We start from the raw sequence: 20352 nt of genomic DNA, 5'->3' as shown, positions 1-20352 counted from the left end.
TCCTCGGCGGTTACCGTAGAACCCATGGCTAGCGGGTCGGCGACAACCAGACGGGGCACGGCGAAAAGCGGCGGCAGTGGTGGCAGCGGCGGCAAGGGGCCGGCGCGCAAGGGCCGCAGCACCGCCAGGCCACGTTCCGGCGCCACCAGGGCACCCGCCCGCAAACCGGCCGCCCGCTCGCGGCGCAAGTCCTCCAACACGTTCAGCCGCGGTATCCGCGGCGGCTGGAACCTGCTGGCCAAAGGGGTCGGCGGGCTGGCCAGAACGGTCGGGCGAAGCCGTGAGCTGGAGGCCGAGCACCGCCGGGACGGGCTGGCGCTGGCGCTGATCGCGGTCGCGGTGATCGCTGCCGCCGGGGTCTGGTGGCAGGCGGCGGGCCCGATCGGCGGCTGGGTGCAGATCGGCGCGCGCACGGTGTTCGGGGCTGGTGCGGTGACCCTGCCGCTGGCCCTGTTCGTGGCCGCGATCGCGCTGATGCGCACCGAGCCGCAACCGGAAACCCGGCCGCGGATGGTGATCGGCACGTTGCTGGTGGTGCTGTCCCTGCTCGGCCTGCTGCACCTGTTCAACCGGCTGCCGGAAACGCACGACGACCAGATGTACGCCGGCGGCTTCTTCGGCTACCTCGTCGGTGGCCTGCTGGCCAGGGGCGTGACCAGCTGGGTCGCGGTGCCGCTGCTGTTCCTCGCGCTCGGCTACGGGGTGCTGGTGTTCAGCGGGACGCCGGTGCGGCAGATCCCGCAGCGGCTGCGGGAATGGGGACTGTCCGAGGAGGAACGCGAGGCCGCGGCCGCCGAGCGGCAGGCGATCGCCGACGAGCGGGACGCGGTCACCGAGGCCGATCCCGCCTCGGTGCGGCTGCGCAAGCCGTCGCGCCGGCGCCAGGCCAGCGCCGGTACCGGGGCTGAGGACGCCGCCGAAGCCCTCACGCCGGAGCCGGTGGCCGAGCCGCCGGCCAAGCCGAAGCCGCCGAAGGTCCGGCCGGCGGAGGTGCCCGAGCAGAAGCCGCGCAAGGCCGAGCAGACCGCGCTCGCTCTCACCCGCACGGTCGAGGGCGACTACCGGCTGCCTTCGGCGGAGCTGCTGACGCTCGGCGACGCGCCGAAGACCCGCAGCAAGGCCAACGACGCGATGATCGAGGCGATCACCGGCGTGCTCGAGCAGTTCAATGTGGACGCGCAGGTCACCGGGTTTACCCGGGGCCCCACGGTCACCCGGTACGAGGTGGAGCTCGGGCCCGGCGTGAAGGTGGAGAAGATCACCGCGCTGACCAAGAACATCGCGTACGCGGTGGCCACCGACAACGTGCGGCTGCTCGCGCCCATCCCTGGCAAGTCCGCGGTGGGCATCGAGGTGCCGAACTCGGACCGCGAGATGGTCCGGCTCGGCGACGTGCTGCGTTCGCCCAAGGCGGTCAAGGACAACCACCCGATGGTGATCGGCCTCGGCAAGGACATCGAGGGCCATTTCGTCACCGCGAACCTGACCAAGATGCCGCACCTGCTGGTGGCCGGTTCCACCGGTTCCGGTAAGTCCAGCTTCGTCAACTCGATGCTGGTGTCGCTGCTCGCGCGGGCGACCCCGGAAGAATGCCGGATGATCCTGATCGACCCGAAGATGGTCGAGCTGACGCCGTACGAGGGCATCCCGCACCTGATCACGCCCATCATCACCCAGCCGAAGAAGGCGGCCGCCGCGCTGGCCTGGCTGGTCGAGGAGATGGAGCAGCGCTATCAGGACATGCAGGCCAACCGGGTGCGACACATCGACGACTTCAACAAGAAGGTCAAGTCCGGGGAGATCTCCGCGCCGCCGGGCAGCGAGCGCGAGTACCGGCCGTACCCGTACATCATGGCCATCGTGGACGAGCTGGCCGACCTGATGATGACCGCGCCGCGCGACGTGGAGGACGCGATCGTGCGGATCACCCAGAAGGCCCGCGCCGCCGGAATCCACCTGGTGCTGGCCACCCAGCGGCCCTCGGTGGACGTGGTCACCGGCCTGATCAAGACCAACGTGCCCTCACGGCTGGCGTTCGCCACCTCCTCGCTGACCGACTCGCGGGTCATCCTGGACCAGCCGGGTGCCGAGAAGCTGATCGGCATGGGCGACGCGCTGTACCTGCCGATGGGCGCGGGCAAGCCGGTCCGGATCCAGGGCGCGTTCGTCGGCGACGACGAGATCTCCGCGATCGTCAACTTCACCAAGGACCAGGCGCAGCCCGAGTACGCGGACGGGGTCACCGCGCAGAAGGCCGGGGAGAAGAAGGAGATCGACTCGGATATCGGGGACGATCTCGATGTGCTGCTCCAGGCCGCGGAGCTGATCGTCACCTCGCAGTTCGGCTCCACCTCGATGCTGCAGCGCAAGCTCCGGGTCGGGTTCGCCAAGGCCGGCCGCCTGATGGACCTGCTGGAGAGCAGGGGAGTGGTCGGCCCGTCCGAAGGCTCCAAGGCCCGCGACGTGCTGATCAAGCCGGAAGAGCTGGACAGCGTGCTGTACCTGATCCGCGGCGGTGACTCCCCGCCCCCCGACGACGAAGACTGACGTCGTGAGTGGAAAGTGTTGCCGGGACAACACTTTCCACTCACGACCGTTGAGCTGGGGAGACGGTCAGCCGAACTGGCGGACGGCCTGGTAGTAGACCCAGGCGGTGCCGTTGCAGGCGCTGTTGCCGCCGCAGATGCCCTTGAGGTCGGAGTAGAAGTTGTCGTCGATCCGCTTCTTGCTGGTGTCGTTGAACCGGCCCTGCTTCTTGTAGTTGCGGTAACCGAAGTCGTGGCGGTGGCAGCCCGGCTTGAAGTCGAACCCGACCGGCTTGTCCGGCGACCAGGAACAGGCGTCCGACGACCAGTCCAGCTGGTCCGGATAGGGCTTGCTGTCCCGGATCTGGCTGAACTCCGACAGCGACTTGCTGAACAGGTAGTCGTCGGTGATCGACTCGATGCTCTCGGCCTGCGCGACGCCGGCCCCGGTGAACAGGGTGGCGGTCACGGCGGCGGCACCGACGAGGCGTTGGGCGCGGCGGCGCAGGGTCGTCGTGGTCATGATGGGCTCCCTCGCTGATCAGTTCGTCAGGGTGTGATCAGCTTTGGGCGCGCGGCAGTCCGCCAGTACCCCCAATAGTAGTAACGTCGGTGAATTTCTTCCCGACTGCAGTTTGCGGCCGATATCCACCTGCCGTGGGTGCGTCGATTCGGCCTAACCGTGTTCGCCCGGACGGCCGGCGAGGTAGGTTGCCTGCCGTGCAGCCAGGGCCTCCTTATCCGCAGCAACCACCGCGACCGCAGCAGCCGTACGGGCCCGGCCAGGGTTATCCGCCGGCGCCGGGGTTCGGCGCACCCCAGCCACCCCAACCGCCGCGCAAGCCGAGCACCGGGATGATCGCGCTGATCGTCGGTGTCGCCGTCGTGGTGGTGCTCGGCGTGGTGGCCGCGGTGGTGCTGCTGCCCGGGGACGACAAGAACGACAAGAACGACAAGAACAGCGCCAACCCGCTCGACCCGCAGGCCCAGCAGTCCGCGCCGGGTGCGGCTCCGCCGCCGTCGCCCGCCGGGCCGCCGGACAAGTACCCGGACGTGCCGACCTGTCAGGACGTGGCCGGCGCGGTCCCCGGGGCGCCGCCGGTGAAGCAGGGCAACCGCGGCCCCAACGAGGGCGCGACCTATCCGGAGATCAACCTGGAGTGCACCTTCCGGTCCGAGAGCAGGACCGACGGTTCGCCGGACCAGTACTACGTCTTCCGGATGCGGGTGCACCTCACCGACCCGCGCGGGTACCCGACCGGTACCGAGGAAGCGACCGGCATGTTCGAGGCCGGGGTGCGCAACGGGGATGAGGAGGCACCGGGACTCGGCGTCGGCCAGCGCGCGGCCTGGGACCGCCAGGTGCTCGACCTGCCGGGGGACCACCCGACCTCGTGTCCGCTGTCCGTGCTGGACGGCAACGCGACCCTGAAGCTGGACCGCTCCGGCGCGAAGGACCCGACCAACGAGACCAAGGACCGGACCAGCCAGACCTGCCGGGCGCCGACCCAGGAGATGCTCAAGCGGATCCTGGACGCCGTCCAGCCGGGCTGAACCCGGTCAGAGCTCCAGCAGCATGCGGCTGTTGCCGAGGATGTTGGGCTTGGCGAAGGGCAGTTCGAGGAACTCGGCGACCCCGGTGTCGTGCGAACGGCGCATTTCCTGGTAGACCTCCTGCGACACCGGCGTGCCGTCGATCTCCACGAAACCGTGCTTCGCGAAGAAGCTGGTCTCGAAGGTCAGCACGAACAGCCGGCGCAGGCCGAGTTCGACCGCCAGCTCGACTAGCCTGCCGACCAGCGCGTGCCCGATGCCCTCGCCGCGCGCCGACTTGCTCACCGCGACCGTGCGGATCTCGGCCAGGTCCTCCCAGAGCACGTGCAGCGCCCCGCAGCCGAGCAGCTCCTCGTCCTTCTCGGCCACCCAGAACTCCTGGACGCTCTCGTAGAGGGTCACCAGGTCCTTCTCCAGCAGCACCCGGCCGGCGTCGGAGTCGACCAGTGCCTTGATCTTGCGGACGTCCGCGATCCGGGCGCGACGGACGCGGACGTTCTCGGGTGCGGGAGGCGCGGTGTGGGACACACAAGTCAACTTAGCTCCGCCCGCGACCTCGCTTCCCACCGCAGGTGACCCCGCCAGCTACCCTGAGCGTCGTGTCTTCTCCCGCCAGTGCCGTACCCGGCCGCCGTGTCTCCTTGCTGACCCTGGGCTGTGCCCGCAACGAGGTCGACTCCGAGGAGCTGGCCGGCAGGCTGGCCGCCGGCGGCTGGGAGCTCGCCACCGAGCCGGAGGGCTCGGACGTGATCGTGGTGAACACCTGCGGTTTCGTGGAGTCGGCCAAAAAGGACTCGGTGGACACCCTGCTGGCCGCCGCCGACACCGGCGCCAAGGTGGTCGCGGTGGGCTGCATGGCCGAGCGCTACGGCGCGGAGCTGGCGGAGAGCCTGCCCGAGGCGGACGCGGTGCTGGGCTTCGACCACTACCCGGACCTGGCCGAGCGGCTCGGTGACATCGTGGCCGGCGGGAAGGTCGCGTCGCACGTGCCCGCCGACCGGCGCACCCTGCTGCCGATCAGCCCGGTGCAGCGGCCAGCCGCTTCGGCAGAGGTCACCGTGCCGGGACACGCCCAGCAGGGCTGGGGTCCGCGCGTCCTGCGCACCCGGCTGGACGACGCGCCGGTGGCCGCGCTGAAGATCGCCTCCGGCTGCGACCGGCGCTGCTCGTTCTGCGCGATCCCGTCCTTCCGCGGCTCGTTCGTTTCCCGCACCCCGGAGGAGATCCTCGGTGAGGCGGCCTGGCTGGCCACCCAGGGGGTCAAGGAGCTGTTCCTGGTCAGCGAGAACTCCACCTCCTACGGCAAGGACTTCGGTCGTGAGCACGGCGGCGGCCGCGCGCTGGAGCTGCTGCTGCCGCAGCTGGCCGCGGTGGACGGCATCGAGCGCGTTCGCGTCTCCTACCTGCAGCCCGCGGAGACGAGGCCGGGGCTGGTCCAGGCGATCGCCCGCACGCCGGGGGTGGCCGACTACTTCGACATGTCCTTCCAGCACTCCAGCGAGGCCGTGCTGCGCCGGATGCGGCGGTTCGGGTCCACCGAGTCGTTCCTGGCGCTGATCGAGCAGATCCGCGAGCACGCGCCGTCGGCGGGCATCCGCAGCAACGTGATCGTCGGCTTCCCCGGCGAGACCGAGGCCGACGTGGACGAGCTGGCCCGGTTCCTCACCGAGGCCAGGCTGGACGCGGTCGGCGTGTTCGGCTACTCCGACGAGGACGGCACCGAGGCGGAGAGCTTCGAGGGCAAGCTCGACGAAAGCGTGGTCACCGAGCGGGTCGCCCGGATCTCGTCGCTGGTCGAGGAGCTGACCTCGCAGCGCGCCGAGGAGCGGATCGGCGAGCTGGTGGACGTGCTGGTCGAGGAGACGGGCGACGAGCCGACCGGCCGGGCGGCGCACCAGGCGCCCGAGGTGGACGGCGAGTGCGTGCTCGTCGACGCGGGGGAGTGCAAGGTCGGCGAGCTGATCCGCGCCGAAGTGGTGGACTCCGCCGGGGTCGACCTGATCGTGCGGCCGGTGACCCCGAGCGCGGGCGCCGAACGGTGAGTGCCGCGACCAGCGGCTCAGCGGAAACCGGCGAAGGGCACGAAGCGCACACGCCGCCGCCGACACCGGTGCCCACGCTCAACATCGCCAACTTCCTGACCCTGTCCAGGCTGGCCATGGTGCCGCTGTTCGTGATCGCGCTGTTCAGCGGGGACGGCACCGACACGATGTGGCGCTCGGTGGCCACCGCCCTGTTCGCGATCGCTTCGCTGACCGATCAGATCGACGGCTGGGTGGCCCGCCGGTACGGGCTGATCACCGACTTCGGCAAGATCGCCGACCCGATCGCGGACAAGGCGCTGATCGGCGCCGCGCTGGTCGGGCTCAGCCTGCTCGGCGAGCTCGGCTGGTGGGTGACCGCGCTGATCGCGGTCCGCGAGATCGGCATCACGCTGCTGCGGTTCTGGGTGATCCGGCACGGCGTGATCCCGGCCAGCCGCGGCGGCAAGGCGAAGACGATGACCCAGGTCGCCGCGATCGTCGCCTACCTGCTGCCGCTGCCGCCGCAGGTGGAACCGGTCCGCTGGGTGCTGATGGGCGCCGCGGTGGTGCTGACCGTGGTCACCGGGATCGACTACGTGCTGCGCGCGCTGCGGCTCCGGGCCGCCGGCAAGCGGGCCACCTCCGGGCCGTGAGCGAGCCGGTGCCGGGGAGCCGGGCCGAGCAGGTCGTCTCCGCGCTGACCCGGCTCGCCCAGACGGTGGCGACCGCGGAGTCGCTGACCGCGGGCCTGGTCTGCGCCACCCTGACCACCGTCCCGGGGGCCAGCGCCGTGGTGCGCGGCGGGCTGGTCGTCTACGCCACCGAGCTGAAGACCGCACTGGCCGGGGTCGACCCGGCACTGCTCGCCGAGCACGGCGCGGTGCATCCCGAGGTCGCGGCGCAGCTCGCGGAGGGCGCGCGGGACCGGTGCGGCGCGGACTGGGGCCTCGGCCTGACCGGGGTGGCCGGGCCGGCCGGCCAGGACGGCGTGGCACCCGGCACCGTGCACATCGGCCTGGCCGGGGCTGGCGTGCGCACGGTCCGGACCAGTACTTTCAGCGGGGACCGTCCGGCGGTGCGGGCGGCCTCGGTGATCGCCGCGTTGGACCTGCTCGGGGAACATTTGAGCTGATCTCCGCGTTCGCCCTTGGCGTACGCACCTGTTAACTCCTGCGGATCAGGGGGTCGACTCGGTAACGTGGTCGGTAAGAGTTCTGGAAGGGAGGCGCGTGATGACCGTGCTGTTGCGTGAGGCGATCGGTGATCGGCTCCGTCATGCCCGCACCAACCAACGTCGCACGCTGCGCGACATCTCCCGTGCCGCCAGAGTGAGCCTCGGTTACCTCTCGGAGGTGGAGCGCGGCCAGAAGGAAGCGTCCAGCGAGCTGCTGGCGTCCATCTGCGAGGCGCTCGAGCTGCCCTTGGGCGAACTGCTGCACAACGTGGCCGCGGACGTCTCCGCGCTGGACAACGTCCAGGTGGCGCCGGTGGACGAGCGCGCCGTCCCGGAGCCGGCGAAGGCGGAGTCGGGCACCGGCGAGTTCGAGGGCGGCCGCCTGGTGAACAGCGTGATCGGCAACGATCTCGCGGACCTGAGGGTGGCGGGTGGCATGCTCGGGCCCGCCCTGCGCACCACCATCAGCTCGCCGAAAATGGTGACCGTGGCAGCTTGATGACAGCCAGTGTTCACGAGGACCCCGGGCTCCGGCCCGGGGTCCTCGTCGTTCCCCAGGGGGACCGGGACAGGGGGCAGGTCGGGGCCATCCCTGAATTACCCCGGGGTCGCCTGGAACGGCGGGCGTCAACCTGACACGATGGAACCCAACGCCGGGGTCGGGACGTTGTGTGACCAGACCGGATGCGCCGTGCTTTCCGCGGTACTCCGGTCAGGGGAGACGACACTCACGCCCCAGGCTCAACAAGACCGTGGGACGCAAGAAGGCAGGCGGAGGAGATGGCCAACCCTTTCGTGAAGTTCTGGAAGTACCTGATGGCGGCGTTCTCGTCGAAGATTGACGAGCATGCCGACCCGAAGGTGCAGATCCAGCAGGCCATCGAGGAGGCACAGCGCAACCACCAGGCGCTCTCCCAGCAGGCCGCTTCGGTGATCGGCAACCAGCGGCAGCTGGAGATGAAGCTCAACCGTCAGCTCGGCGAGGTGGAGAAGCTGCAGGCTTCCACCCGGCAGTCGCTGGTGCTCGCCGACGACGCGCGCAGCAAGGGTGACGAGGCGAAGGCGCAGCAGTTCGAGACCGCGGCCGAGAGCTTCGCCGCCCAGCTGGTCACCGCCGAGCAGAGCATCGAGGACCTGAAGACGCTGCACGACCAGTCGCTGCAGGCGGCGGCGAAGGCCAAGCAGGCCGTCGAGCGCAACTCCAGCATGCTGCAGCAGAAGCTGGCCGAGCGCACCAAGCTGCTCTCGCAGTTGGAGCAGGCCAAGATGCAGGAGAAGGTCTCCGCTTCGCTGAACTCGATGACCGAGCTGGCCGCGCCGGGCAACACGCCCTCGCTGGACGAGGTGCGCGAGAAGATCGAAAAGCGCTACACGACGGCGCTCGGCTCCGCGGAGCTGGCGGAGAACTCGGTGCAGGGCCGGATGCTGGAGGTCCAGCAGTCGACCACGCAGATGGCCGGGCACAGCAGGCTCGAGCAGATCCGCGCTTCGATGAAGGGCGACTCGGTGGCTCAGGTGACCGACGGGTCCTCGAGTGCTGGCTCCTCGGCCCCGGCCGCGGCGACCCAGCCCTCCGCGGACATCCAGAAGGAGATCCAGGCTGCCGTCCAGGCCGAGCAGCAGAAGAAGCAGGCCTAGCCGCCAGTCAGGCGGGGTTTCATTCGGAGGGGCACGCGATGGGGTCGGGTAAGCGGGATTTCAGCAAGTTCAACGAGAAGCTTGAACAGCACATCGAACGCTTACCCGACTACGCGCAGCGGGCACAGGAGAAGGCGCAGCGGGCACAGGCGAAGGTGCAGCGTTACTTCCCGCCCGCCGACCAGCGTCAGGCATCGGACCGGCCGGAGACGCCCGCGGTGCCGGCCAGTCCGGAACGGCCCGCCCGGCCCCGGATGCCGATGCCGGCCGGGGTGTCCTTGCCGGCGGACCTGCCGGGGATCGCCGAGGTGCGGTCCAAGTGGGAGCGCTGGAACGAGCCCGCGGCCAAGCTGGAACGCCGTAAGCGGCGCACCTCCAGGGCGCTGACCCTGTGGATCGTGCTCACCATCCTGTTCGGGCTGTACGCGGTCGCCGGCTTCCTCGGGTTCGCCGGCATGGAAGCCGGGCTGACCAGCGCGTTCTCCGGGATCGCCGGGGTCGTGGTGTTCGGCGCGCTCGGGGTGCGCTCGGGTACCCGGCTGCACCAGCTGAAGAAGGTCCAGCTGCCGGCGGCGTCGGCCGCTCCACCACCGTTGCCGCCGGCGAGCTCGTCGGCGAGGGCGCCGATGGAACGGCTCGCCGAGTCCGAGGCGTCGCTGGCCGAACTGCTCCGGCAGCTGGCCACGCCCAGTTCGGTGGGCACTACCGCGGTGCCGGAGGTCTCGGTCGAGGACGCGCAGGCGACCGCCGCCGAGGCCGCGGCCGCGCTGCGCGGGCTGGCGGCCAGGATCCAGGCCATCGAGCGGGCAAAGAACACCGCGCCCGAAGGGGAGCGGACCGCGCTGGAGTCGGCCATCAGCACCCTGCGCGAGCAGCTCGACGACGGCCTGGAGGGCTACGGCACCCTGGTCGCCGCGGCCGGCCGCGCGGTCGCCGCGAGCAGCGGCGGGGTGCAGACCTCCAAGGAAGCGCTCACCGACGCCACCGACCGGCTCGCCGGTCTCGCCATCGCGCTGCGCGAACTTTCCTGAACCGGCCGTCTCGAGTGGACCGAGTGGACACTGCCCGGTTCGCGCCGGACGAGCTGCCGCGCCGGGTGCCCGCCGTGTACCGGCGGATTGCTGAGGCCGACCGGCCCGAGGTGTGGAATTTCCTGCGCCCGCAAGAAGAAGTGCTGGCCGAGGCGGAGGGTGTCGCGGCACGGGCACGAGCTGGTGAGCGGCTGCCGCTGGCCGGCGCGCTGCTCGCGGTCAAGGACAATGTGGACGTTGCCGGAATGGTGACCACCGCGGGCTGTCCCGCCTACGGCTATCTGCCGGAAACCAGCGCCACCGCGGTGCGGCGGCTGGTCGCGGCCGGCGCCGTGGTGCTCGGCAAGACCGCGATGGACCAGTTCGCCACCGGCTTGGCCGGCACTCGGACCGCCGGGGCGCCGGTCCGTGCCGCGGGCCGGCCGGACCGGGTGGCCGGCGGGTCCAGCGCGGGTTCCGCGGTCGCCGTGGCGCTGGGTTTCGCCGATCTCGCAGTCGGTACCGACACCGCCGGATCCGGCCGGGTGCCGGCCGCGTTCAACGGGATCGTCGGGCTCAAGCCCACCCTCGGGCTGATGCCGAAGACCGGGGTGGTGCCGGCTTCACCGTCCTACGACTGCTTGAGCGTTTTCGCGCGGACACTGGCCGAGGGCCAGCTCGCGCTCGAAGCGATGACCGGCCAGGACAGTGCCGACCCGCGGAGCCGGAGCTGGCCGGAGGCGGTGCGGCTGAGCGCGGGGGAGCGGCCGCGGCTGGCCGTGCCCGACGATGCCGCGCTGGCTCCACTGTCCGCGGACGCCCGCCGCCGCTTTCAGTCCACAGTAGACACTTTGCGGGCGGCAGGAGTGGTGGTCGCAACGGTGGACCTGCGGCCGTTCCTGGCCGCCGGCGCGCTGCTCTACGACGGCGCGCTGGTGGCCGAGCGGTACGCGGCGGTCGGCGAGTTCATCGAGCGGCATCGCGACCAGGTGGACCCGGTGGTCGCCGGCATCATCCTCGCCGCCGGTGAGCTGCCCGCGCACCGGCTTTCCGCGGACCAGGCCCGGCTCGACGAGTTGCGGGCCGAAACCGCCGCCGCGCTGGCCCCCTTCGACGCGTTGCTGGTGCCCACCGCCGCCGGGCATCCGTCGATCGCCGAGGTCGAAGCGGACCCGGTCGGCGTGCCCAAGCGCACCGGTGGTTACGCGAGCTTCGCCAACCCGCTCGACCTCGCCGCGGTCGCGGTACCGGCGGGCACCGCGGACGGCGGCCCGTTCGGGGTGACCGTGCTGACCCGCGCGTTCGACGACCAGATCGCCATCGACGTGGCCGCCCTGCTCACCGGTGAACAGGCCGCACATCCTTATCCCGCACCGGGAATCGACCTGATCGTGTTCGGCGCGCGGCTGCGCGGCCAGCCGCTGAACGGGCAGCTGGTCGAGCTGGGTGCGCGGTTCCTCGGCGAAGCGAGGACCGCCGAGCAGTACCGGATGGTTGCGCTGCCGAGCGCGCCGCCGGTGCCCGGTGTGCTGCGGGCCGCCGATGGTTCCTCGCTGGTCGGGGAACGCTGGCGGATCGCCCCCGCCGGGCTCGGCCGGTTCCTGGCCCGGCTGCGCGCGCCGATGAGCATGGGCGCGATCGAACTCGCCGACGGGGACACCGTGATCGGCTTCCAGTGCGACTCGGTGGCCGCTGCGGCGGCCATGGACATCACCGGCCACGGCGGCTGGCGCGCCTACCTCGGCTACCTCAGCGCCACCGGCTCCACCGAATAGCTCCGGCCGCGACCCGCCCAACGTGACGTTCGGCCACTAGAACGAGCCAAACGTCACATTGGGCTTGTACGGGCCGGGCCGCCGTCAGGGCCAGCGTGGTTGGGAGCCGGGGCGGTGCGGGTCGGCGAGGCCGCGGCCGACCCGCCGGACCAGGCCGGGACCGTGCAGGGCGAAACCGGTGTAGAGCTGGACCAGGCTCGCGCCGGCGTCGAGCAGCCGCTGGGCGTCGGAGGCGCTGAGCACCCCGCCGACGCCGATGATCGGCAGCTTCCCCTCGGTCCGCTCGTGCACGAACCGCACCACCTCGCGGGCGCGCGCGGCCAGCGGAGCGCCGGACAGCCCGCCGGTCTCCCCGGCGAGGTGCTCGTCGGTGCCGGCCAGTCCGTTCCTGGCGAGGGTGGTGTTGGTGGCGATCAGGCCGGCCACGTCGTACTCGCCGCACACCTCCAGCAGCTCGGCGAGCGCGTCCTCGGACAGGTCGGGGGCGACCTTCACCAGCAGGGGAGTGGGCGCCCTGCCAGCTTTCCCGGCGAGGGCACGGGAGGTGTCGCGCAGCTCGGCCAGCAGCTCGCCGAGCGCGGACCGGTCCTGCAGCGCGCGCAGGCCGGGAGTGTTGGGCGAGCTGACGTTGATCGCGAAGTAGTCCGCGTGCGGGTACAGCGAGCGCAGCGACGCCTGGTAGTCGGCGACCGCGTCCTCCAGTGCGGCGGCCTTGGACTTGCCGATGCTGATGCCCAGCGGGATCGGCGGCCTGCCCCTGGTGACGAGCCGTTCGGCGAGCGCGTCGGCGCCGGCGTTGTTGAAGCCCATCCGGTTGATCACGGCCTCGCTGTCCGGCAGGTCGAACAGCCGCGGCTTCGGGTTGCCCGGCTGCGCCAGCCTGGTCACCGTGCCGGCCTCGACGAACCCGAAACCCAGTGCCCGCCAGGCGTGCAGCGCGCGGCCGTCCTTGTCCATGCCCGCGGCGAGGCCGACCCGGTTCGGGAACCGCAGCCCGAACACCGTCACCGGGTCGTCGGTGCCGTAGTACCGGCGCAGCACGGACAGTGGGCGCGACAGCGTGCTGAGCCTGCCGAGCGCGGCGACGGTGCGTTCGTGCACCACTTCCGGGTCGTTCTTGGCCAGCCGGTACATCGCGGGCCGGGCCACCTTGTCGAAGAGCACGGCTACATGCTGCCTGATGCCCGCCGGGCGCTAGCGCGCCGGTTTGCCCTGGTGGCCGTCGCGCCGCTGCCAGTCCGCGGCGAGCATGGCGTAGACGAACTCGTCGGCCCACTCGCCCTTGACGATCTCGTTCTCCCGGAGATGCGCTTCGCGGCGCATGCCGAGCCCTTCCATCAGCGCCGCCGACGGGGTGTTCCGCGCGTCGCAGCGGCCGATGATCCGGTGCAGGCCGAGCTGGTCGAAACCGAGCCGCAGCAGTTCGACGGCGGCTTCGGCGGCGTAGCCCTTGCCCTGGTGGTCGGGATGGAAGATGAAGCCGATCTCGCCCCGGCCGTGCTCGGCGCTGTGCCACTCCAGGTTGAGCTCGCCGATCAGCCGTTGGGTCCCGGCCAGTTCGACCGCCACGCCGAGCACGTCGCCCTCCCGCTCGAGGGTGCTCTGCTCGATCCGCCTTGCCAGCGCCTCCCTGGTCTGCGCGCGGGACCTCGGCTGCCAGTAGAGATACCGCGCCACATCCGGGCGGGACTGCAAGGCGTAGAGCTCTTCGAAGTCGCCGGGGCGGAACGGCCGGAGAACCAGCCTCGAGGTGCGAAGGGGATATTCGGGCCGTAGCACGTGCTGGAGCGTATCCGGGGTGACCTTGCTGCGCACCGATTTTCGTGCCCTCGGGGGAAAGTTCGTGGAAAAGGGTGACCCCCGATGCGCCTCCCGAACGTCGTCAGCCGTTCGGGCCCTGGCCGGACTGGTGCCGGGGAACATCGGGGGTCCGGTGACTGCCTGGTATTCGCTATCAGGCAAACACGCTGGACAGGAGACGAGCCGACAGGTGGTCGGAAGCAACTCCTGCGTTGGGTCCTTTCGCGTGCTGTCCGTTAGCGGACAGTCACCTCACGAGTCCTAGTGTCAATCAACTTCGGACCACCTCCCTTCTCGTGTAACCGCAACGCTAGGCGAACAGATCGGTACCCGGCAACAAGGTTTTCCGCTCAGCCGGTTGTGACGAGCGCGTCGATCTCCGCGAGCAGGTCGCTTTTGCGTTGCGCGGGCAGGAAAGCGGCCTGTACCGCATTGCGCGCCAGCTGGGCGATTTCGGCCGGTCGCAGGCCGAGTGTCTCGGCCACTCCGAGGTATTCGCCGTTCAGCGTCGCGCCGAACATGGGCGGGTCGTCCGTGTTCAGCGTCACCGTCACCCCGTGGTCCAGCATGCGCCGGACCGGGTGCGAGGCAAGGGATTCCACCTGCCGGGTGCGCAGGTTCGAGGTGGGGCAGACCTCCACTGGGATCCGGTGCTCGGCCAGATGGGCGAGCAGCCTGGGGTCCGCGGCACAGCTGGTGCCGTGCCCGATCCGCTCCGCGCCGAGGTCGTGCAGGGCGGACCAGATGGTGGCGGGCCCGCTGGTCTCGCCGGCGTGCGGCACGCTGTGCAGCCCGGCTTCGCGGGCCGCGGTGAAGAACGGCTCGAACTGGGCGCGCCCCACGCCGACCTCCGGGCCGCCGAGGCCGAAGGACACCAGCCCGTCGGGGCGTTCGCGCAGCGCGAACAGCAGGGTTTCCCGGCCGGCTTCGACTCCCTTTTCGCCAGGGATGTCGAAGCACCAGGCGAGTTCCACGCCGTGCTCGGCGGCCGCGGCTGCCCGGCCGGTGGCCAGCCCTTCGAGCAGTTCGTCGCCGGGCAGGCCGTCCAGCAGGTGGTTGTACGGGGTCACGGTGACCTCGGCGTAGCGCGCGTTCTGGCCGGCCAGGTCCTTGGCCAGCCCGGTGACCAGGGTGTGCACGTCGTGGCGGTCGCGCACCATCGAGCCGACCGCCCAGTAGACGGTGAGGAAGTGCGAGAAGTCGCGGAAGGTGAAGAACCGCGCCAGTTCCTCGCGGTCGGTGGGCACCCCGGCCTCCGGGCGGCGCTTGGCCAGCGCCAACACGGTGTCGATACCGGCGGAGCCGACGAGGTGGACGTGCAGCTCGGCCTTGGGCAGTGCCTGGATGAAGGCGCGCAGCTCCGCGCGCTCGAACTCGGACATGACGAAAGCTCCCGGAAATAGGGGGAATGAGGACCACGCGAAAAAGGCGCGGGTCCTAGGGAGCGAGGTCGCCGCGTTCGCGATCCTGGCCGTACAGCGGAAGCTTGTACGTCGTCACCCCGCACACTTTACCCGTCCAGCGGCGAAGGTCCAGGCTGACAGCGGGGGCAGAACCAGGTGGGCCGGGCGTGGGTGTCGTGTCCCTGCCTGGCGACGGTCACCGGCCCGCCGCAGCGGAAGCAGCCCTGCCGGGTGCGTTCGTAGACCCAGTTGCGGCGGCCGCGCGCGAGCTCGCCGGTGGTGCTCTGCTCGTAGCGCCATGCGTTGGCCAGCAACAGTTTGCGACCGAGCGCGACCACCTTCGCCGGATCCACTCCGGACACCGGGGTCCACGGGGAGACACCGAGCAGGAAACACATCTCGATCTTGTACAGGTTGCCGATACCGGCCATGATCCGCTGGTCCAGCAGGGCGAGTCCGAGCTCCCGCGCCGGTTCGGCGGCCAGCGCGGCCGCGGCGGCGGCCGCGTGCTCGTCCGTCCACTGTGGATCCAGCAGGTCTGGGCCGAGGTGCCCGACCAGGCCGTGTTCTTCGCCGGTGGGCAGCAACTTCAGGTCGTGCACGCGAAACCCGATCGCCTGCGCGGCCGGGTTCACCAGCACGACCCTGGCGTGCTGGGCGGGCAGCCGCCACCGGGCGCCGGGCGGGTAGACCTGCCACGAACCGTCCATCCGCAGATGGCTGTGCAGGCTCAGATCGCCGGAGAACCGGGTGAACAGGTGCTTGCCCACGGTGCGCACGCCGAGCACGTCCCGGCCGGCGAGATCGACCGTGGCCAACGCGGGGTGACGGAACTCACCCCGCAGCAGCGTCCGGCCCGCGAGCGCCTTGTCCAGCTGCTTGCCGGCCAGGAAGACCGTGTCGCCTTCGGGCATCGGCCGCCGGGCCTTTAGGAGTTCGCCGAACGCACCCGGGGGATCGGCCCGGTGGTTTCGACCTCGGTCTCCGAGTTCTCCGGCGCGGCGGTGATCTCCCCGGACACGTTCTCGTCTTCGCCGTGCCGCTGCCCGGCGTCCAGCACGCGGTGCCGCCCGGCCCGGTTGGACCGCAGGATCTTGGCCAGCACCATGTTGAAGGTCAGCGCGATCTCCTGCGCCCCCGGCGAGTTCCACTCGTGGATCGGGCTGCAGGCGCCCTGGGCCTGCTGGATGGCCAGCCGGTCCGGGATCGCGGTCGGCATCACCAGGTGCCCGAAGGACTCGCGCAGCTCGGCGATCCGGAACTGGTGCTCGTGGGAGCGGACCCGGAGGCGGTTCACCAGCACGCCGATCGCTTTCAGGTCGGGGTTGTGCTCGTCGCGGACCTGCTGGATCGCCTCCAGCGCCCGCTGCGCGCCCGCCACCGCGTACATGGTCGGCTCGGTGACCAGGATCGCGCTGTCCGCGGCGACCAGCGCGGACTTGGTCAGCCTGCCGAGCGAGGGCGGGCAGTCCAGCACCACCAGCTCGTAGGGCTCGCCGCGAGTGGGCGAGCGGTAGAGCTCGTCGAGCGCCCTGGACAGGTTCTCCAGGCGGCGCCCGTCCGGACCCGGCTCGTTGAGCTGCTCCAGCTCCTCCGAGCCGACCAGGACGTCCAGCTCGTCGCTCCACACGCTGGGCGCGATGGCGCGCTGCAGCACCGCGCGATGCGGCGTCTCCAGCACCTCGGCCAGGGTGGCGTCGGTGTACGGCGGGTCCAGTGAGGCGGTGGCGTTGCCCTGCGGGTCGAGATCGGCGACCAGGGTCCGCGTTCCCCTACGCAACGCAGCCGAGGCGATACCGAGCGCAACCGTCGTTTTGCCGACACCACCCTTGAGGCTCAGTACGGCGACCGTGTGCACTCGACACAGCCTACGGGCTGGTGCCGGTGGTGTTCGCCAGCAAGGTGTCGAACGCCCCAGCGAGCTCGCGGGCGCCCGGTGACCTCAGCCGATGCACCGGAGCGCAGGCGCCCTGGGCCTGCTGCACGGCGACCCGGTCCGGCAGGGCGGGCTCCAGCACCAGTTCGCCGAAGGTCTGGCGCAGCTCGGCGACCCGGAACTCGTGCTCCTTGGAGCGCGGCTTCACCCGATTCACCACCACGCCCAGCGAGCGCAGCCGCGCGTTGTGTTCGGCCCGTTCGGCCTCGACCGCCTCCGAAGCGCGCTGCACCCCGGACACCGCGAACAGGGCGGGCTCGGTGACCAGCAGGGCGCCGTCCGCGGCGACCAGCGCCGACCTGGTGAGCCTGCCGAGCGAGGGCGGGCAGTCCAGCAGCACCAGCCGATAGGGCAGCTGCCCGTGATCGATGAGCCGGTGCAGCTCGGTGAGCCCGGCGGCGAGCCTGCCGAGCCGCCGCGAACCGGGCGCGGGATCGTTGAGCGACTCGGTGTCCTCGGAACCGACCAGCACGTCCACCCCCTCGCCCCAGCCGCTGCGCGTGATCGCCGCGTTCAGCACGGAACGGCGCGGGGAGGCGAGCACGTCGGCGAGTGTGCCGCGGGTGGGCGGCGGGTCCAGCGCGGCGGTGGCGTTGCACTGCGGGTCGAGGTCGACGACCAGCGTGCGCAGGCCGCGGTCCAGCGCCGCGGAGGCGAGCCCGAGCGCGACGGTGGTCTTGCCGACGCCGCCCTTGAGGCTGAGCACAGCGACTGTACGCACGATCGGAGCCTAAGTGCTGAGGTGCGCGCTCGCCGCCGGGGAACCCGAACTACGCTCTGGCCCCATGCGAACGGACATCGCGGCAGCCAGGGGCTCCGGGCTCGTGAGGCGGGCACTGGAGGCCGAGCTCTCCCGGGCGCGGGCACGGGGCGTGACGGAACCGCGGGTGGTCGACGTGGGTGGCGGCACCGGCGGCTGGGCGGTTCCCTTCGCCTCGGCGGGATGCTCGGTCACCGTGGTGGAGCCCAACCCGAACGCGCTGGCCACCCTGCAGCGCCGCGCCGCGGAGATGGGGGTGTCCAACCGGATCACCGTGGTGGCGGACGACTCGGACGCGCTCGGCAGGCACGTGCCGGCCGGATCGGCGGACCTGGTGCTGGCACACGGCCTGCTCGAGGTCGTCGACGACCCGGCCGTGGTGCTCGCCGCGCTGGCCGCGGCGGTGACGCCGGGCGGTGCGGTGTCCGTGCTCGTCGCGAACCGGCACGCCGCCGCCCTGCAACGCGCGCTGTCCGGCCGGCTCGCCGAGGCGAAGCGGCTGCTCACCGAGGCGGACGGGGTACTGCCGGAAGACGGCGACAGCCTGCTGCGGCGGTTCGGCACCGAGGGCCTGCGCGAGCAGTTGAGCGCCGCGGGGCTGGAGGTCACCCTGATCCAAGGGGACGGGGTGGTCGCGGACAGCGTCGGCCCGGTGCCCGACGGCGCCGAGGGCGCTGAGGGCGCCGACGACCTCGCCGAGTTCGAAGCGGCAGCGGGCACCCTCTCGCCGCTGCGGGACATCGCGGCCAGGCTGCACGCGGTGGCACACCGGCCGTCCTGAGCCACCCGATTCTTGTCGGTGCGCCGGGCTAGCCTTGGCGCCGATGGGCAGAAACGCGGCACTACCGGACGGTCACGCGCGCTTCCTGGTGACCGGCGAGCACACCCCGGACGACACCGGCTGCGGCCTGCTGCACGTGGACATGGACGCCTTCTTCGCGGCCGTGGAGCTGCGTACTAGGCCGGAGCTGGTGGATCGCCCGGTGATAGTCGCGGGCGCCGGCGCGCGTTCGGTGGTGCTCTCGGCCAACTACCCGGCCAGGGTGTACGGCGTGCGGTCGGCGATGCCGGTCGGTGCGGCCCGGCGGCTCTGCCCGCACGCGGTGTACCTCCCGCCGACCCGCGGGCTCTACGGCGAGGTCTCGCGGGGCGTGCTGGCCCTCTTCCGGGAGCTCACCCCGCTGGTCGAGCCGCTGAGCCTGGACGAGGCCTTCCTGGACGTCAGCGGCGCGCTCAGGCGGCTGGGCAGCACCCCGGCCGGGATCGCCGAGTCGATCCGCGCGAAGGTGGCCGAGGAGCACGGCATCACCTGCTCGGTCGGGGTGGCCGGGGTGAAGTTCGTCGCCAAGCTCGCCTCCGGCATGGCAAAGCCGGACGGCGTCGTGGTGGTGCCGGCAGGGCAGGTGCTGGAGTTCCTGCACCCGCTGCCGATCTCGGCGCTGTGGGGAGTCGGCAAGCGGACCGAGGAGAACCTGCGGCGGCTCGGCCTCGCCACCATCGCCGACGTGGCCGCCACGCCGTTGAGCAGGCTGCGGCGCTCGGTCGGCACGGCGGTGGGCGAGCACCTGCACGCACTGGCGAACGGCCGGGACGACCGGGGCGTGGTGCCGGAGTCACCGGACAAGTCGATCGGCGCCGAGCGGACCTTCGACACCGACCAGCGCGACCGCGCGGTGCTGGACCGGGAACTGCTGCGGCTGTCCGAGCGGGTGGCGGGCATCCTGCGCGCCAAGGGGCTGCGCGGGCGGACCGTGTCGATCAAGGTGCGGTTCGCCGACTTCCGGACCATCACCAGGGCCCGCACCCTGCCGTCCGCGACCGATCTCACCCATGAGATCTACGCGACGGCGGTCGCGCTGCTCGCCGCGGCGGCCGACGGGGCCGAGGTGCGCCTGCTCGGGGTACGGCTGGAGGGCCTTGCCGGTACCGAGACGGCCGAACAGCTCAGCTTCGAGACGGTGTCGTCCTCGACCTCGTCGTCATCGAAGGCGGTGCCGTCGGCGCCACGCTGGCGGGACGCGGAACTCGCCGCAGATGTGGCGAGATCGAGATTCGGCGCCGCCGCGGTCCGCCCGGCCACCCTGCTGGCCCCGGACCAGGGGTGATCGTCTTCCCGGCGGTGCTCCCGGCGGCCCGGAGCACCCGGTGGAGACCGCTTTCCGGCAAAACAATCCGGCCCGGATGCGGGATCGGGTAGTCGTCCGCGCGCGGGGCTCGTATCCTGGTTGTTGACTCCCCGGAACGGGGACGTCTGTTGGGTCCACGACGTTGCGCGGCCCGGCGCCCGCGACAGCTGTGCCGGAGGAGGAAAGATGCCACTCTCCGAGCATGAGCAGCGGCTGCTCGACCAGATCGAGCGCGAGCTCTATGCCGAGGACCCCAAGTTCGCGTCCACGGTGCGCGGAAGCCGGTTGCGCCGGCCTGCCCGCCGCCGGCGAATCCAGGGGATTGCGCTGTTCGTCGTCGGTATCGCACTGCTCGTTCTGGGCGTGATGGTGCCGTTTCGGGTGGCCGAGATCCCACTGCTGAGCGTGATCGGCTTCCTGGTCATGTTCTTCGGGGTAGTACTGGCCGTCACTTCGATCCGGCAGCCCGCCGAGGTCGAGGGCAAGGACGGTGCGGCGCAGACCGCATCCTCCCGGGGCGGCAAGCAAGCACCGCGACGCAGTTCCTTCACCCAGCGGATGGAAGAGCGCTTCCGTCAGCGGTTCGAAGACCAGTAACCGCGCCAGCCCCCGACTCGCGGCACGTGC

20 protein-coding genes are annotated in these 20352 nt (G+C 71.3%); 12 read left to right on the top strand and 8 right to left on the bottom strand.

Translation table 11 applies throughout. The features are described from left to right. The first annotated feature begins 24 nt into the window (after positions 1-24). On the top strand, positions 25-2547 hold the full coding sequence (locus AMYNI_RS0143120; protein WP_020674372.1) for an FtsK/SpoIIIE family DNA translocase: 2523 nt from the start codon (positions 25-27) through the stop codon (positions 2545-2547). Positions 2548-2613: 66 nt separating this feature from the next. Here AMYNI_RS0143120 and AMYNI_RS0143115 read toward each other — a convergent pair whose 3' ends face one another. After that, the gene (locus AMYNI_RS0143115; RefSeq protein WP_020674371.1) at positions 2614-3048 is read right to left on the bottom strand and encodes a phospholipase; all 435 of its coding nucleotides are present in this window, start codon (positions 3046-3048) and stop codon (positions 2614-2616) included. Between the two features lie 197 nt (positions 3049-3245). Here AMYNI_RS0143115 and AMYNI_RS49505 point away from each other — a divergent pair, with 197 nt between their 5' ends. Continuing rightward, positions 3246-4079, top strand: a complete 834-nt coding sequence (locus AMYNI_RS49505; protein WP_157357754.1) for a hypothetical protein — start codon at positions 3246-3248, stop codon at positions 4077-4079. Between the two features lie 6 nt (positions 4080-4085). On the opposite strand, the gene AMYNI_RS0143105 is transcribed toward AMYNI_RS49505, so the two are convergent. Next, on the bottom strand, positions 4086-4607 hold the full coding sequence (locus AMYNI_RS0143105; protein WP_020674369.1) for an amino-acid N-acetyltransferase: 522 nt from the start codon (positions 4605-4607) through the stop codon (positions 4086-4088). A 71-nt stretch (positions 4608-4678) separates the two neighbouring features. On the opposite strand from AMYNI_RS0143105, the gene rimO reads away from it, so the two are divergent. The 7 genes from rimO to atzF all read left to right on the top strand — a co-directional run bounded on the left by rimO (position 4679) and on the right by atzF (position 11700). Next, a complete protein-coding gene (gene rimO / locus AMYNI_RS0143100; protein ID WP_040406296.1) occupies positions 4679-6121 on the top strand; it encodes a 30S ribosomal protein S12 methylthiotransferase RimO in 1443 nt (480 codons plus the stop codon). Continuing rightward, positions 6118-6756, top strand: coding sequence for a CDP-diacylglycerol--glycerol-3-phosphate 3-phosphatidyltransferase (gene pgsA, locus AMYNI_RS0143095; protein WP_020674367.1), 639 nt, complete (start codon positions 6118-6120; stop codon positions 6754-6756). Before rimO ends, pgsA begins: the two co-directional genes overlap by 4 nt. A gap of 8 nt (positions 6757-6764) precedes the next feature. Then, positions 6765-7235 (top strand): CinA family protein, encoded by a 471-nt coding sequence (locus AMYNI_RS0143090; RefSeq protein ID WP_020674366.1) that lies wholly within the window; start codon positions 6765-6767, stop codon positions 7233-7235. Positions 7236-7335: 100 nt separating this feature from the next. Next, the gene (locus AMYNI_RS0143085) at positions 7336-7776 is read left to right on the top strand and encodes a helix-turn-helix domain-containing protein (protein ID WP_020674365.1); all 441 of its coding nucleotides are present in this window, start codon (positions 7336-7338) and stop codon (positions 7774-7776) included. A 281-nt stretch (positions 7777-8057) separates the two neighbouring features. Next, complete coding sequence (locus AMYNI_RS0143080) at positions 8058-8915, top strand: PspA/IM30 family protein (RefSeq protein WP_020674364.1); 858 nt, start codon at positions 8058-8060, stop codon at positions 8913-8915. 38 nt (positions 8916-8953) lie between these two features. Next, positions 8954-9946, top strand: a complete 993-nt coding sequence (pspM, locus tag AMYNI_RS0143075) for a phage shock envelope stress response protein PspM (protein WP_020674363.1) — start codon at positions 8954-8956, stop codon at positions 9944-9946. A 23-nt stretch (positions 9947-9969) separates the two neighbouring features. Continuing rightward, positions 9970-11700 carry an allophanate hydrolase gene (gene atzF, locus AMYNI_RS0143070; protein ID WP_020674362.1) on the top strand — a complete coding sequence of 577 codons (1731 nt, stop codon included), beginning with the start codon at positions 9970-9972 and terminating at the stop codon, positions 11698-11700. Between the two features lie 84 nt (positions 11701-11784). On the opposite strand, the gene AMYNI_RS0143065 is transcribed toward atzF, so the two are convergent. The 6 genes from AMYNI_RS0143065 to AMYNI_RS46915 form a co-directional block, all read right to left on the bottom strand. Further along, positions 11785-12864 carry a quinone-dependent dihydroorotate dehydrogenase gene (locus AMYNI_RS0143065; RefSeq protein ID WP_020674361.1) on the bottom strand — a complete coding sequence of 360 codons (1080 nt, stop codon included), beginning with the start codon at positions 12862-12864 and terminating at the stop codon, positions 11785-11787. Between the two features lie 30 nt (positions 12865-12894). Continuing rightward, positions 12895-13479, bottom strand: coding sequence for a GNAT family N-acetyltransferase (locus tag AMYNI_RS0143060; protein ID WP_026361629.1), 585 nt, complete (start codon positions 13477-13479; stop codon positions 12895-12897). Between the two features lie 371 nt (positions 13480-13850). Beyond that, the gene (gene add, locus AMYNI_RS0143055; protein ID WP_020674359.1) at positions 13851-14882 is read right to left on the bottom strand and encodes an adenosine deaminase; all 1032 of its coding nucleotides are present in this window, start codon (positions 14880-14882) and stop codon (positions 13851-13853) included. Between the two features lie 128 nt (positions 14883-15010). Next, complete coding sequence (locus tag AMYNI_RS0143050; RefSeq protein WP_020674358.1) at positions 15011-15817, bottom strand: DNA-formamidopyrimidine glycosylase family protein; 807 nt, start codon at positions 15815-15817, stop codon at positions 15011-15013. Positions 15818-15831: 14 nt separating this feature from the next. Beyond that, entirely contained in the window at positions 15832-16761 is a 930-nt protein-coding gene (locus AMYNI_RS46920) for a ParA family protein (RefSeq protein WP_020674357.1), read from the bottom strand. Between the two features lie 10 nt (positions 16762-16771). Continuing rightward, complete coding sequence (locus AMYNI_RS46915; protein ID WP_157357750.1) at positions 16772-17560, bottom strand: ParA family protein; 789 nt, start codon at positions 17558-17560, stop codon at positions 16772-16774. 64 nt (positions 17561-17624) lie between these two features. Here AMYNI_RS46915 and AMYNI_RS0143035 point away from each other — a divergent pair, with 64 nt between their 5' ends. The 3 genes from AMYNI_RS0143035 (at position 17625) to AMYNI_RS0143025 (ending at position 20322) form a co-directional block, all read left to right on the top strand. Beyond that, the gene (locus tag AMYNI_RS0143035) at positions 17625-18380 is read left to right on the top strand and encodes a methyltransferase domain-containing protein (RefSeq protein WP_020674355.1); all 756 of its coding nucleotides are present in this window, start codon (positions 17625-17627) and stop codon (positions 18378-18380) included. A gap of 43 nt (positions 18381-18423) precedes the next feature. Further along, on the top strand, positions 18424-19704 hold the full coding sequence (locus AMYNI_RS0143030) for a DNA polymerase IV (RefSeq protein WP_020674354.1): 1281 nt from the start codon (positions 18424-18426) through the stop codon (positions 19702-19704). A gap of 207 nt (positions 19705-19911) precedes the next feature. Further along, positions 19912-20322, top strand: a complete 411-nt coding sequence (locus AMYNI_RS0143025; protein WP_020674353.1) for a DUF3040 domain-containing protein — start codon at positions 19912-19914, stop codon at positions 20320-20322. Positions 20323-20352: the final 30 nt, after the last annotated feature.

Source organism: Amycolatopsis nigrescens CSC17Ta-90 (genome assembly GCF_000384315.1).
Lineage (GTDB): Bacteria > Actinomycetota > Actinomycetes > Mycobacteriales > Pseudonocardiaceae > Amycolatopsis > Amycolatopsis nigrescens.
This window is presented reverse-complemented; position numbering and strand designations above follow the sequence as displayed.